This is a genomic window from Streptomyces sp. AHU1 (assembly GCF_045343905.1).
GTDB lineage: Bacteria > Actinomycetota > Actinomycetes > Streptomycetales > Streptomycetaceae > Streptomyces > Streptomyces triticiradicis.
In genome coordinates this window covers 3,657,332-3,670,751 of record NZ_CP174283.1, presented here as the reverse complement: position 1 = coordinate 3,670,751, position 13,420 = coordinate 3,657,332, and the positions used below count along the sequence as shown (strand labels likewise).

Here is a 13,420-nt window from a genome sequence, read left to right as displayed (position 1 = left end):
CACGCGGACGGCTTTCCGTCGAACATGGACAGGAGCGGCTACGTATGCGCTCATGCGGACCACCGGTACGCACGGGATCTATGGGAAAGCACACCAGGAGGACAGCCCTGTGCCGGGCGGGGCGGCACTACAGTGGGTCGGAAAACTCCTGTACCACGGTGATCACGGTGGACGGACCAGGCAAGCAAGCAACAGGGAGCGCATGACGTGCGGCCGGTAGGGAGCAAGTACCTCCTTGAGGAGCCGCTGGGGCGCGGCGCCACAGGCACGGTCTGGCGAGCCCGCCAGCGGGAGACCGCGGGCGCCGAGGCGGCCGTCGCGGGACAGCCCGGCGAGACCGTGGCGATCAAGGTCCTGAAGGAAGAGCTCGCCGGCGACGCCGACATCGTGATGCGCTTCCTCCGCGAGCGGTCGGTGCTGCTGCGCCTGACCCACCCGAACATCGTGCGGGTGCGCGACCTCGTCGTCGAGGGCGAGCTCCTCGCCCTCGTCATGGACCTGATCGACGGCCCCGACCTGCACCGCTACCTGCGCGAGAACGGACCGTTCTCGCCCGTCGCGGCCGCCCTGCTCACCGCCCAGATCGCCGACGCGCTCGCCGCCAGCCACGCCGACGGCGTCGTGCACCGCGACCTGAAGCCCGCGAACGTCCTGCTCAAGCAGCACGCCGGCCAGATGCACCCGATGCTGACCGACTTCGGCATCGCGCGGCTCGCCGATTCCCCCGGCCTCACCCGGACCCACGAATTCGTCGGCACGCCCGCGTACGTCGCCCCGGAGTCCGCCGAGGGACGCCCGCAGACGTCGGCCGTCGACATCTACGGCGCCGGCATCCTGATGTACGAGCTGGTCACCGGGCGCCCGCCGTTCGGGGGCGAGTCCGCCCTCGAAGTGCTGCACCAGCACCTGAGCGCCGAACCGCGCCGCCCCTCGACCGTCCCGGACCCGCTGTGGACCGTCATGGAGCGCTGCCTGCGCAAGAACCCGGACGAACGGCCCAGCGCCGAGAACCTCGCGCGCGCACTGCGTGCCGTCGCCGCGGGCATCGGGGTGCACGCGTCACCCGCGCAGATCGCCGCCGCCGAGGGCGTGGGCGCCCTGCTCGGGCCCGACATGGCCCCGGCACAGGTCCCGGACCTGCCCCCCGGCTCGGCCGACGCCACCCAGGTGCTCCCGCAGGGCGCGGGCTCCTACGACCCGTACGGCGCGACCAGCGTGCTGCCGCACACCGCCGGGGCGGCCGACCCGACCGCCGTGCTGCCGCCGGTGCCGCAGAACCAGCCGGGCGGAGCGCCCGGCCAGGGCGAGGACCCGCACCCCTGGCAGAGCCAGATGCGCGCGGCCCGCGACCGCAACGAACAGACGCAGGTCCAGTACCTCGACCCGAACGAGGACCCGCTGCGCCGCCGCCCGCAGCGCCAGGTCGCCCACCCGCAGCAGCAGCCCCAGCCGCAGCAGCCGCAGCGCCCGCAGAGGGGTCAGCAGCGGGGCCAGCAGCCGCCGCCCGGCTACGGCTATCCGCAGCAGCAGCAACAGCAGCAGTACGCGCCGGGGCCCCAGCAGCAGCGCTACGCCCCCGCGCCCCAGCAGCAGCCCCAGCCGCAGCGGTACGCGCCCGAGCCGCAGCGGCCCCAGCAGCCCGCGCCCCGTCAGCCGCGCGAGCCCCGGCAGGGTAGCGCCAACCCGATGAAGATCCCGGGTCTCGGCTGCCTCAAGGGGTGCCTGTTCACGATCGTCATCCTCTTCGTGGCCGGCTGGCTGATCTGGGAGTTCAGTCCCCTCCAGGACTGGATCGGCTCGACCAGGAGCTTCTGGGGCCAGATCACCCACTGGTACCACCAGGTCAGCGGCTGGATCGGGGATCTCGGCTCGAAGGACCCCTCGGGCACCTCGGGCAACTGACCCCCGGCCCCCGGGCAGCCGGCTCTGGGGATTTGTCGACATCCGACGGGTGATTTCGGTCCCGGGCGTGAAGGTTGGCTCCGCAGGCGCGTACTTTAAGCGGCAACACGCGTCTGTAGGAGCAGTCTTGGCACGCAAGATCGGCAGCAGGTACACCGCGCACCAGATCCTGGGGCGGGGGAGCGCCGGCACGGTGTGGCTGGGCGAGGGGCCCGAGGGGCCCGTCGCCATCAAGCTGCTGCGCGAGGACCTCGCGTCCGACCAGGAGCTGGTGGGGCGCTTCGTGCAGGAGCGCACCGCGCTGCTCGGCCTCGACCACCCCCATGTGGTGGCGGTGCGCGACCTGGTGGTGGACGGCAACGACCTCGCCCTCGTCATGGACCTCGTCCGGGGCACCGACCTGCGCACCCGGCTCGACCGGGAGCGGCGGCTCGCCCCGGAGGCCGCGGTCGCGATCGTCGCCGATGTGGCGGACGGACTCGCCGCCGCGCACGCCGCCGGGGTCGTCCACCGCGACGTGAAGCCCGAGAACGTCCTGCTCGACATGCAGGGCCCGCTCGGCCCCGGCGGCTCCCACCCGGCCCTCCTGACCGACTTCGGCGTGGCCAAGCTCATCGACTCGCCGCGCCGGACCCGGGTCACGAAGATCATCGGCACGCCGGACTACCTGGCGCCCGAGATCGTCGAAGGCCTGCCGCCGCGTGCCGCCGTCGACATCTACGCGCTGGCGACCGTGCTCTACGAGCTGCTCGCCGGGTTCACGCCCTTCGGGGGCGGACACCCCGGCGCGGTGCTGCGCCGCCACGTCACCGAGACCGTGGCCCCGCTCCCGGGCATCCCGGACGAGCTGTGGCAGCTGATCGTGCAGTGCCTGGCCAAGGCGCCCGCGTCCCGGCTGCGGGCCTCCGAGCTGGGGGCACGGCTGCGGGAGCAGCTGCCCCTGCTGGCCGGGATGCCGCCGCTGGACGTGGACTCGCCGGACGCGGAGGCCGCGGACGGGGACGAGGAGCGCGAGGAGAGCGCGGAGCCGTCCGCGCCCGCCGCGGCGCGCGAGCGGCGCGGGGCCGTGCCCCTCGTGCCGGGGGCCGCGCCCGACTCGAACCGGGACACGCACACCTCGATGCGGGTACCGGCCCCCGACGAGCTGGCCGGCGGGGCCCGGGGAACGGCCCGCGTGCCCCGCGCCGCGGGCGCGCCCCGCCCCGGCTCCGCCCGGCACCGCGCCTCCGCCCGGCGGCGGCGCGTCGCCCTGGGGGCGGCGGCCGTCGCCCTGGTCGCCGCGGTGGGCGTCGGCACCTGGCTCGCCACCTCGGGCGACGGCGACGCGGCCCCCCAGGACACGAAGGACTCGGCCCCGGCCTCCCCCTGACCTGCCGGGCGCGGGCGGGGGCGGCCCCCTCGGGGGCGAGGGGCGAGCCCCGGTTGCCGCAACCGTTACGCTGGAGGCGTGGCAGTCGTCGATGTATCCGAAGAGCTCAAGTCCCTCTCCTCGACCATGGAGTCGATCGAGGCCGTCCTGGACCTCGACAAGCTGAGGGCAGATGTCGCCGTGCTCGAGGAGCAGGCGGCCGCGCCGTCCCTGTGGGACGACCCGGACGAGGCGCAGAAGATCACCAGCAAGCTGAGCCACCTCCAGGCGGAGGTCAGGAAGGCCGAGGCGCTCCGCGGGCGCATCGACGATCTGGGCGTGCTCTTCGAGATGGCCGAGGAGGAGGACGACCCGGACACCCGCGCCGAGGCCGAGAACGAGCTCGCGGCCGTCAGGAAGGCGCTGGACGAGATGGAGGTCCGTACCCTCCTGTCCGGCGAGTACGACTCCCGTGAGGCCGTCGTCACCATCCGTGCCGAGGCCGGCGGCGTCGACGCCTCCGACTTCGCCGAGAAGCTCCAGCGCATGTACCTGCGCTGGGCCGAGCGCCACGGCTACAAGACCGAGCTCTACGAGACCTCGTACGCGGAGGAGGCGGGCATCAAGTCCACCACCTTCGCCGTGCACTCGCCGTACGCGTACGGCACGCTCTCCGTGGAGCAGGGCACGCACCGGCTGGTGCGCATCTCGCCGTTCGACAACCAGGGGCGCCGCCAGACCTCCTTCGCCGGTGTCGAGATCCTGCCGGTCGTCGAGCAGACCGACCACATCGAGATCGACGAGTCCGAGCTGCGGATCGACGTGTACCGCTCGTCCGGTCCCGGCGGCCAGGGCGTCAACACCACGGACTCCGCGGTGCGCCTGACCCACCTCCCCACCGGCATCGTCGTCTCCTGCCAGAACGAGCGCTCGCAGATCCAGAACAAGGCCTCGGCCATGAACGTCCTGCAGGCCAAGCTCCTGGAGCGGCGCCGGCAGGAGGAGCAGGCCGCGATGGACGCCCTCAAGGGCGACGGCGGCAACTCCTGGGGAAACCAGATGCGTTCGTACGTCCTGCACCCCTACCAGATGGTCAAGGACCTGCGCACCGAGTTCGAGGTCGGCAACCCCGAGGCCGTGTTCGGCGGCGAGATCGACGGCTTCCTGGAGGCCGGAATTCGCTGGCGCAAGCAGCAGGAGAAGTAAACACACGGCACGAGCGGTACGGGCGGACACGCTCCGCCCCCGCTGAAATCCGTTTGTCGACAAGGCAACTGCCGCCCATCGGGTGGCAGTTGCCTTCGTTTGTATGGGCTGTATGGGTTTTCCGTCACAGTCACATGTCCCCAGGCCGGGCAAACGATGGTGTTCCGGACATCGCGTACGCAACGACCTTGACGCTGCTTCAGAAACTGGGAAGGGTGACGTTCGGCATGCGCATCTCCGGGGTGCATGTGAACCGGGGGGTCGAGCGAAGCCTCCTGTGACGCCGTGGCCCCGGGCGCTGCTCCATCGACGATCAGCTACTGGGGGTAGCAGGCAGATGACCAGGAAGACGCGGATCCTCGCGGCACGAATAGCCGCCGGCGCGTTGATCGCGGCCGGGGCCTCACTGACCGCGGCGGGTGTCGCCTCGGCGACCGGCGGCCCCGACGACCCGACCCCGACGCCGACCACGACGGGCATTCCCACCACCAGCGCCGAGCCCACCGAGCCGGCCCCGACCGTGACCGAGCCCACCGAGCCGGCCCCCACGGAGACCGAGCCCACCGAGCCGGCCCCGACCGTGACCGAGCCCACCGAGGACCCGGACCCGACCGAGCCGACCGACCCGACCGACCCGACCGAGGACCCGGACCCGACCGACGAGCCCGCCACGGGCAGCAGCTCCGCCCCCGCGGAGAACGGCACGGGCGGCAACGACGCCGACCCCGACGGCGGGTCCAGCGTCCAGGAAGAGGGCTCCTCGGCCCTCACCGACACCGGTTCGGACACCCGGACCCAGGGCAAGGACGGCGCGCTGGCCGAGACCGGTGCCGGTCGGACCACGTTCCTCATCATCGGTGCCGCCACGATGGTCGCCGGCGGTGTCGGCTTCCGTCTGCTGCCGCGCCTCGCGGGCGGCCGCGGCGGTGCCGCCGCCTGACGCGCCCACCCGTGACGAAGGGCCCGGAGCAGCTCGCTCCGGGCCCTTTCCGTGTCATGGGCGGCGGCGGCGGTCGCGCCCGACCGTCCCGGCGGCTCTCACACCGTCTGGTGGGCCACCAGCGCCAGCGCCGCGATCAGCACCGCGAGGAGGGCGACCAGTGCCATGGGGTTGAGTCCCGCGAAGGGGCTCTCCTGCTGGAGCCGCTCCCGGTTCGCGCGGCAGACGGGGCAACGGCCCTCGCTGACGGGTGCCGCGCAGTTAGCGCATACCAGTCGGTCGTACGTCATGCGCCGGCCCTCCTTGCGACATCTCCGCGTACGCAGCGCTCTCGCGTACACATCGCTCTCATAACGCTGCGGCGAACGCAACCGTTCCCCTACCACTGTGCCAGGTTCCGCGGATTTCGGCGCGGCCCCCCTCGTCCTGCCCCGTCCGGAGTACCGCCGACCCCTTCGGGCCGGGTGTGAATCGCGTCTCGGATTCATGACAAATCGTGCAAGCCGCGCGGAACCGTGTACGCCGACTGCGCTCGCGCACCCGGTTCGCGTATGGTCACGCACACCTACCCCCGGCGACCCGTGGTGCACCCGTGATCCGATTCGACAATGTCTCCAAGGTCTACCCCAAGCAGACCCACCCCGCCCTCAGGGATGTCTCCCTGGAGGTCGAGCGCGGAGAATTCGTGTTCCTCGTGGGGTCCTCCGGCTCCGGAAAGTCCACCTTCCTGCGGCTGATCCTCCGCGAGGAGCGGACCAGCACGGGCCAGGTGCACGTCCTGGGCAAGGACCTCGCGCGCCTCTCCAACTGGAAGGTGCCGCAGATGCGCCGCCAGCTGGGGACCGTGTTCCAGGACTTCCGCCTCCTGCCCAACAAGACGGTGGCCGAGAACGTGGCCTTCGCCCAGGAGGTCATCGGCAAGTCCCGCGGCGAGATCCGCAAGTCCGTGCCCCAGGTGCTCGACCTCGTCGGCCTGGGCGGCAAGGAGGACCGGAGGCCCGGCGAGCTCTCCGGTGGTGAGCAGCAGCGCGTGGCCATCGCGAGAGCCTTCGTGAACCGGCCCAAGCTCCTCATCGCCGACGAGCCGACCGGAAACCTCGACCCGCAGACCTCCGTGGGCATCATGAAACTGCTCGACCGGATCAACCGGACGGGCACCACGGTCCTGATGGCGACGCACGACCAGAACATCGTGGACCAGATGCGCAAGCGCGTCATCGAGCTGGAGAAGGGCCGTCTCGTCCGCGACCAGGCGCGCGGCGTCTACGGCTACCAGCACTGATCATCGACCACGGAAAGGTCTGAGGAAGACGCCATGCGCGCGCAGTTCGTTCTGTCGGAGATCGGTGTCGGTCTCCGCCGCAACCTGACCATGACCTTCGCGGTCGTCGTCTCGGTCGCCCTCTCGCTCGCCCTGTTCGGCGGCTCGCTCCTGATGAGCGACCAGGTGAACACCATGAAGGGCTACTGGTACGACAAGGTCAACGTCTCGATCTTCCTCTGCAACAAGAGCGACGCCGAGTCCGACCCGCACTGCGCCAGGGGTGCGGTGACCAGCGACCAGAAGAAGCAGATCGTCGCCGACCTGGACAAGATGTCCTCGGTCGTCGAGAAGGTCACCTACGAGTCCTCGGACCAGGCGTACAAGCACTACAAGGAGCAGTTCGGCGACTCCCCGCTGGCCAGCTCCCTCACGCCGGACCAGATGCAGGAGTCGTACCGGATCAAGCTGAAGGACCCGGAGAAGTACCAGGTCATCGCGACCGCCTTCGACGGACGCGACGGCGTGCAGTCCGTCCAGGACCAGAAGGGCATCCTGGACAACCTCTTCGGGCTCCTGAACGGCATGAACTGGGCCGCGCGCGCGGTGATGGCGATGATGCTCGTCGTCGCGCTGATGCTGATCGTCAACACCGTGCGCGTCTCGGCGTTCAGCCGTCGGCGCGAGACGGGCATCATGCGGCTCGTCGGCGCCTCCGGTTTCTACATCCAGGCGCCGTTCATCGCCGAGGCCGCGGTGGCCGGACTGATCGGCGGCGGTGTCGCCTGCGGATTCCTGGTGATCGCCCGGTACTTCATCATCGACCACGGTCTGGCGCTGTCCGAGAAGCTCAACCTGATCAACTTCATCGGCTGGGACGCCGTGTTGACCAAGCTCCCGCTCATCCTCGCGACGAGCCTGCTGATGCCCGCGCTGGCCGCTTTCTTCGCGTTGCGCAAGTATCTGAAGGTGTGACGCATCCCAAGAGGGCCGTACCGTCAACCGGCGGTGCGGCCCTTCGCGTTGTCCTAGACTCACCGGCATGTCAGGCCGTGACCTGTTCTGCGAGCCCCGCCGCATCCGCCGCGGGGCGGCCCTGACATTGGTGTTCGCGAGTGTCCTCGTCGCCGGCGCGGCGACCGGATCGTTCTCCGACCCCGCCCGGAAGGCCGCGGCCGAGGCGCCCGGTTCGGCCGCGGCACGCCATCACGACGAGGTCACCCGGGCCGCCGCCGAGGCGATGGCCGACGGCAAGTCCCCCATGGAGGCCGCCGAGAGGGCCGTCAGCCGCAGCGGGGACCGCTGGGGCGCCGTCTACTCCCGGGGCGAGTACGAGGAGTTCGAGGAAGCCCTCGACGGCCAGTACACGGGTGTCGGCCTGTGGGCCCGCCGTGAGCGCGACGGACGGATCGAGGTCACCCGCGTCAGCACCGGCTCGCCCGCGGCCGCCGCGGGCATCCGCAAGGGCGACCTGCTGCGCACCATCGACGGCGCGAAGGTGGACGGCCGGCCGGTCACCGAGGTGGTCTCGTTACTGCGCGGCGACGCGGACGCCGCGACCGCCGGCACGAAGGTCTCCCTCGGCCTGGAGCGCGGCCCGAGGTCATGGAGCCGGACCCTGCGCCGCGCCAGGCTCTCCACGGACTCCGTGACCGTCAGCAGGCTGTCCGGCGGGGTCACCCTGATCAAGGTCGGCGCCTTCACCAAGGGCGTGGGCGACACCGTGCGGACCGCCGTCGGCCGGGCGTCGGACCGGGCCGGGATCGTCCTCGACCTGCGCGGCAACTCCGGCGGCCTGGTCGCCGAGGCCGTCACCACCGCCTCCGTCTTCCTCGACGGCGGCCTGGTGGCCACGTACGACGTGAACGGCACCCAGCGCGCCCTGCACGCGAACGCGGGCGGCGACACCGCCAGACCCCTGGTCGCGCTCGTCGACGGCGGCACGATGAGCGCGGCCGAGCTGCTCACCGGGGCCCTCCAGGACCGCGGGCGCGCGGTCGTCGTGGGGTCCAGGACCTTCGGCAAGGGCTCGGTCCAGATGCCGAGCCGGCTGCCCGACGGCTCCGTCGCCGAGCTGACCGTCGGGCACTACCGCACCCCCGCGGGCCGCTCCGTCGACGGCCGGGGCATCACCCCCGACCTGGAGGCGGACAAGGAGCCGCTGAAGCGGGCCGAGACCGTGCTGAGCGGTCTCGGGGACCTTTCCTGACCCGCGGACCGCGGGCCCGGTAATCGGCTTTCCCCCGAGCCCCTCCGTAGTGCGAAAATGGCCAGCACTATGAGCAAGGGAATGTACGTACCGAAGGAGTCCCAGCCCAAGCAGGGTGGGGCTGCCGCCAAGTCCAAGGACGGCGAGAAGGGCGGCAAGCGCAAGATCGTCGCGCAGAACAAGAAGGCCCGCCACGACTACGCGATCATCGACACCTACGAGGCCGGGCTCGTCCTGACCGGCACCGAGGTCAAGTCGCTGCGCCAGGGCCGGACCTCGCTGGCCGACGGGTTCGTCCAGATCGACGGGGGCGAGGCGTGGCTGCACAACGCCCACATCCCGGAGTACAGCCAGGGCAGCTGGACCAACCACTCCGCGCGCCGCAAGCGCAAGCTGCTGCTGCACCGCGAGGAGATCGACAAGCTGTCCGTGAAGTCCGAGGAGACGGGCCACACGATCGTGCCGCTCGCCCTGTACTTCAAGGACGGCCGGGCCAAGGCGGAGATCGCGCTCGCCCGGGGCAAGAAGGAGTGGGACAAGCGGCAGACCCTGCGCGAGAAGCAGGACCGGCGCGAGTCGGACCGTGCCATCGCGGCGGCCAAGCGCAGGCAGCGCGGCGAGTAGGGTGCCGGACGGCCCGGCGGACGACGTTCCGGAGGGCCGGACGGCACGGCGGGCGGGTCCGCCGGAATAGGCTGGCACCGTCGTGCGTTGGTCACGTACGATGGCATCGCACCTCACAGCGGGTGCGGGTTCCTCCCCGGAGGGGCCGAGCTTTGAAAAATCAACATGGGGATGATCGGTTTCGACAGCGGCTGTTGAGCCAGGGGAAGCGTGTCGAGGAAGCGGCAATGATCTCGTAAACCATATGTCGCAAAAAATAATCGCCAATTCCAAGAGCGATTCCCAGTCCTTCGCCCTCGCTGCCTGATAAGCAGTGAGTGAAGGACCCTTAATGGGTGTCAGCCCGGGGGTGTTCCCGACCCGGACCCTGGCATAATCTAGGGAACTAAACCATCGAGCCCGGTCACGGGGTTCGCTGGGAAATCAAACAGTGACTGAGCCCGTCGGCGACTTGTTCGCGTGATTGCCGGGGCTGAGAAAATCGCAGCGAACTGCACACGGAGAAGCCCTGATTCTGCACCGTTGGACGCGGGTTCGATTCCCGCCATCTCCACTCATCCCATGTTTTGAACAAGTGCAGTTCAATTGAATATCGTGACGAAGGCCCCGCGGCTCAGGCAGCGGGGCCTTCGTCCTGCCCTCTCAGGAATTCAGCTCTCAGGAATTCAGCGCCCGGGGAGCCGTACTGGCACGCTCCGTCATCGTGGGCGTGAGCAGGGTCGCCTCCGGGCAGGGCGTGCCGTTCAGCTTCCTCATCAGCAGGTCGACCGCCCGCCCGCCCACTTCGGCGGCCGGGACGGCGATCGAGGTGACCGGGACGCGCAGACCCTCGGCGAGTTCGTCCGGGCAGATCGCGGTGACGGACAGATCGGCCGGGACCCGCAGGCCGAGCTGCTCGAAGGCGTCGATCAGCGGTTCCAGGAGCGGCTCGTTGTGGACGACGACCCCGGTCAACGCGGGCTGCTCGCGCAGGAGTCGCTCGGCGATCCGGCGCGCGGCCGCGGGCGAGGCCTCACAGGGGTGGACGGACGAGACCAGGCCGTTCCGGTCGGCGGCGGCCGTGAACCCCTGCACCACCCGCTGCGCGAACGCCGTGCCCCGCACGTACACCTCCGGCGGCGAGCCGACCAGCGCGACGACCCGGTGCCCGAGCCCCGCGAGCCGCTCCACGCACAGCTCACCGGCCGCCTCGAAGTCCAGGTCGATGCAGGTGAGTCCGTCCGGGGCGGCCGGGAAGCCGATGAGCACCGACGGCCGGTCCAGGGCGCGCAGCAACGGCAGCCGGGGATCGTGGAGCTGGACGTCCATCACGATCAGCGCGTCCACCAGCGCGGTGTCCGCGACCCGGCGCAGCCCCTCCTCGCCCTCCTCCTGGGTGAGCAGCAGGACGTCGTGGTCGTGCAGCCGGGCCGCCGTCACCACCGACACCGCGAACTGCATCACCACCGGCACGTGGATGCCCGCCCGCAGCGGGACGACCAGCGCCAGGACGTTCGACCGTCTGCCGGCCAGCGCCCTGGCCCCCGCGTGCGGACGGTAGCCCAGCTGGCGGATGCTCTCCTCGACGCGCCGCCGGGTCTCCGCGGAGATCGGCCGCTTGCCGCTGAGGGCGTAGGAGACGGTGCTCGGGGACACCCCGGCGTGCCGCGCCACATCGGTGATCTTGACCATCACTCCGACTCCAGTTCCAGGGAGAGGAAGCCCGTCCCGGCCCGCGCCCGTACCTCGCGTCCGCCCGCGGCCAGCCCCCAGGGCGCCGACGGATCGTCGCAGGACGCACGCAGGGTGTTCCCCTCGCGCACGACGGTGAAGGCGACCCGCCCGGCCCGCACCGGCACCCGGGCCCCCCGCTCCAGCCCGTACGCGCGCAGGGTGACCCCGTCCGCGTAGTCGTACTCGGGGCGGTCGTCCACCGCGCCGACCGGGACCACCGCGCCCGGCCGCACCAGCAGCGGCACGCTGCCGAAGCCGTGCCGCTCGTGCACCCAGCGCGGTCCGGTCACCGGCGGTCCGCCGAGGTAGGGGGTCCAGGTGCCCTCGGGCACGTAGTACGAGACGTCCCCCTCGTCGCTGAAGACGGGCGCGACCAGCAGATCGGGGCCGAGCATGTACTGCCGCTCCAGATGCGCGCACCCCGGGTCGTCCGGGAACTCCAGGACCATCGCCCGCATCATCGGCACCCCCTCCGCGTGGGCGGTGCGGGCGGCCTCGTACAGATACGGCATGAGTCCCATCTTGAGGCGGGTGAACAGCCGCAGGACGTCCACGGCCTCCTCGTCGAACAGCCAGGGCACGCGGTACGAGGACGAGCCGTGCAGCCGGCTGTGCGAGGACAGCAGACCGAAGGCGATCCACCGTTTGAACAGCGCGGGCGTCGGCGTCCCCTCGAAGCCGCCGATGTCGTGGCTCCAGAACCCGAACCCCGACATGCCGAGGCTGAGCCCGCCGCGCAGCGACTCGGCCATCGACGCGTACGTCGCCTCGCAGTCGCCGCCCCAGTGCACCGGGAAGCGCTGGCTCCCCGCGGTCGCCGACCGGGCGAAGACGACGGCCTCGTGCTCCCCGCGGTGTTTGCGCAGCACGTCGAACACGGTCCGGTTGTAGAGGTACGTGTAGTGGTTGTGCATCCGCTCCGGGTCGGCGCCGTCGGCGTAGGCCACGTCCACCGGGACCCGCTCGCCGAAGTCGGTCTTGAAGCAGTCGACGCCCTGGTCCAGCAGCGCCTCCAGCTTCGAGGCGTACCAGTCCCGGGCCGCCGGGCTGGTGAAGTCGACCAGGGCCATGCCCGGCTGCCACAGGTCCCACTGCCACACGCTCCCGTCGGGCCGTCTCAGCAGGTGCCCGAGGGCCCGCCCCTCGGCGAACAGCGGCGAGCGCTGCGCGATGTACGGGTTGATCCAGACGCAGATCCGCAGCCCCTTGTCCTTCAGCCGCGCCAGCATCCCCTCCGGGTCGGGGAACACCCGGGGGTCCCACCGGAAGTCGCACCAGTTGAACTCGCGCATCCAGAAACAGTCGAAGTGGAAGACCGACAGGGGGAGTTCGCGCTCCCGCATGCCGTCGATGAAGGAGGTGACGGTGTCCTCGTCGTAGGAGGTGGTGAAGGACGTCGACAGCCACAGGCCGAAGGACCACGCGGGCGGCAGGGCCGGACGCCCGGTGAGCGCGGTGTACTTGCGCAGGATGTCCTTGGGGGCCGGGCCGTGGATGACGTAGTACGTCAACTCCTGTGTCTCGGCGCTGAACTGGACCCGGGACACCGCCTCCGAGCCGACCTCGAAGGAGACCCGGCCCGGATGGTCGACGAAGACGCCGTAGCCCGCGTCCGTCAGGTAGAACGGCACGTTCTTGTAGGCCTGTTCGGTGGCGGTGCCGCCGTCCGCGTTCCACATGTCCACGACCTGGCCGTTCTTGACGAGCGGCCCGAACCGTTCGCCGAGGCCGAAGACCTGGGTGCCGACGCCGAGGTCCAGCTGCTCGCGCAGATAGTGGGCGCCGGCCGCGTCCCGCATGATGCCCATGCCCTTGGGGCCGCTGCTGGTGAGGACGCGGCCGTGCGCGAGAAAGTCGACGTGCCAGGGAGTGGTGCGGGCGACCCGGACGGACAGGGTGCCCGAGGTCAGGGTCGCGTGGTCCTCGTCGTGCTCCGCGTGCGCGGTGAACTCGTCCGCGCGCAGCTCGAACCGGGGCCCGCGCGGCTCCTCGCCCTGGAAGTGGGTGAACGTGACGCCGATGACGTCGGGCAGGGGAGCGTGGGCGCTGATCGTCACGACCGGTCCCTTCAGCAGGTCGCCGCGGTGCCGTATGGGCTGCGTCGGCGCGTGGATCTCCAGGCCGCCGGAGTCCGAGGTCACGTCGAGGACCTCGACCGGGTGGGCCGCGGTGACGCCCTCGCGCAGCAGCCAGTAGCCGTCCGTGAACTTCACTGTC

Annotated in this window: 11 protein-coding genes and 1 other RNA gene; 9 read left to right on the top strand and 3 right to left on the bottom strand. The window is 71.0% G+C overall.

The genetic code is table 11. The annotated features are described in order from the left end of the window. Positions 1 to 207: 207 nt before the first annotated feature. The 4 genes from ACICHK_RS16510 to ACICHK_RS16495 all read left to right on the top strand — a co-directional run bounded on the left by ACICHK_RS16510 (position 208) and on the right by ACICHK_RS16495 (position 5,396). Positions 208 to 1,902, top strand: coding sequence for a serine/threonine-protein kinase (locus ACICHK_RS16510; protein ID WP_406837507.1), 1,695 nt, complete (start codon positions 208 to 210; stop codon positions 1,900 to 1,902). Positions 1,903 to 2,029: 127 nt separating this feature from the next. After that, complete coding sequence (locus ACICHK_RS16505) at positions 2,030 to 3,271, top strand: serine/threonine-protein kinase (RefSeq protein ID WP_406837506.1); 1,242 nt, start codon at positions 2,030 to 2,032, stop codon at positions 3,269 to 3,271. A gap of 78 nt (positions 3,272 to 3,349) precedes the next feature. Beyond that, a complete protein-coding gene (gene prfB / locus ACICHK_RS16500; RefSeq protein ID WP_103549447.1) occupies positions 3,350 to 4,456 on the top strand; it encodes a peptide chain release factor 2 in 1,107 nt (368 codons plus the stop codon). A 337-nt stretch (positions 4,457 to 4,793) separates the two neighbouring features. Continuing rightward, a complete protein-coding gene (locus tag ACICHK_RS16495) occupies positions 4,794 to 5,396 on the top strand; it encodes a hypothetical protein (protein WP_406837505.1) in 603 nt (200 codons plus the stop codon). 98 nt (positions 5,397 to 5,494) lie between these two features. On the opposite strand, the gene ACICHK_RS16490 is transcribed toward ACICHK_RS16495, so the two are convergent. Next, positions 5,495 to 5,686: a hypothetical protein gene (locus tag ACICHK_RS16490; RefSeq protein WP_151474775.1), complete on the bottom strand. Its 192-nt coding sequence runs from the start codon at positions 5,684 to 5,686 to the stop codon at positions 5,495 to 5,497. Positions 5,687 to 5,988: 302 nt separating this feature from the next. Here ACICHK_RS16490 and ftsE point away from each other — a divergent pair, with 302 nt between their 5' ends. The 5 genes from ftsE to ssrA all read left to right on the top strand — a co-directional run bounded on the left by ftsE (position 5,989) and on the right by ssrA (position 10,046). Then, the gene (gene ftsE, locus ACICHK_RS16485) at positions 5,989 to 6,678 is read left to right on the top strand and encodes a cell division ATP-binding protein FtsE (RefSeq protein ID WP_151474774.1); all 690 of its coding nucleotides are present in this window, start codon (positions 5,989 to 5,991) and stop codon (positions 6,676 to 6,678) included. 33 nt (positions 6,679 to 6,711) lie between these two features. Then, entirely contained in the window at positions 6,712 to 7,632 is a 921-nt protein-coding gene (gene ftsX / locus ACICHK_RS16480) for a permease-like cell division protein FtsX (RefSeq protein ID WP_151474773.1), read from the top strand. A gap of 67 nt (positions 7,633 to 7,699) precedes the next feature. Further along, positions 7,700 to 8,866 carry a S41 family peptidase gene (locus ACICHK_RS16475; protein ID WP_406837504.1) on the top strand — a complete coding sequence of 389 codons (1,167 nt, stop codon included), beginning with the start codon at positions 7,700 to 7,702 and terminating at the stop codon, positions 8,864 to 8,866. An 81-nt stretch (positions 8,867 to 8,947) separates the two neighbouring features. Next, positions 8,948 to 9,490, top strand: coding sequence for an SsrA-binding protein SmpB (gene smpB, locus ACICHK_RS16470; protein WP_192582842.1), 543 nt, complete (start codon positions 8,948 to 8,950; stop codon positions 9,488 to 9,490). 167 nt (positions 9,491 to 9,657) lie between these two features. Then, positions 9,658 to 10,046: a transfer-messenger RNA gene (gene ssrA / locus ACICHK_RS16465) on the top strand. Positions 10,047 to 10,147: 101 nt separating this feature from the next. Here ssrA and ACICHK_RS16460 read toward each other — a convergent pair. Together ACICHK_RS16460 and yicI are read right to left on the bottom strand one after the other, a co-directional pair. Further along, the gene (locus tag ACICHK_RS16460) at positions 10,148 to 11,161 is read right to left on the bottom strand and encodes a LacI family DNA-binding transcriptional regulator (RefSeq protein ID WP_406837503.1); all 1,014 of its coding nucleotides are present in this window, start codon (positions 11,159 to 11,161) and stop codon (positions 10,148 to 10,150) included. Next, positions 11,161 to 13,416, bottom strand: coding sequence for an alpha-xylosidase (gene yicI, locus ACICHK_RS16455; protein ID WP_406837502.1), 2,256 nt, complete (start codon positions 13,414 to 13,416; stop codon positions 11,161 to 11,163). The genes ACICHK_RS16460 and yicI overlap by 1 nt, the downstream gene beginning before the upstream one ends. Between the last annotated feature and the right edge of the window lie 4 nt (positions 13,417 to 13,420).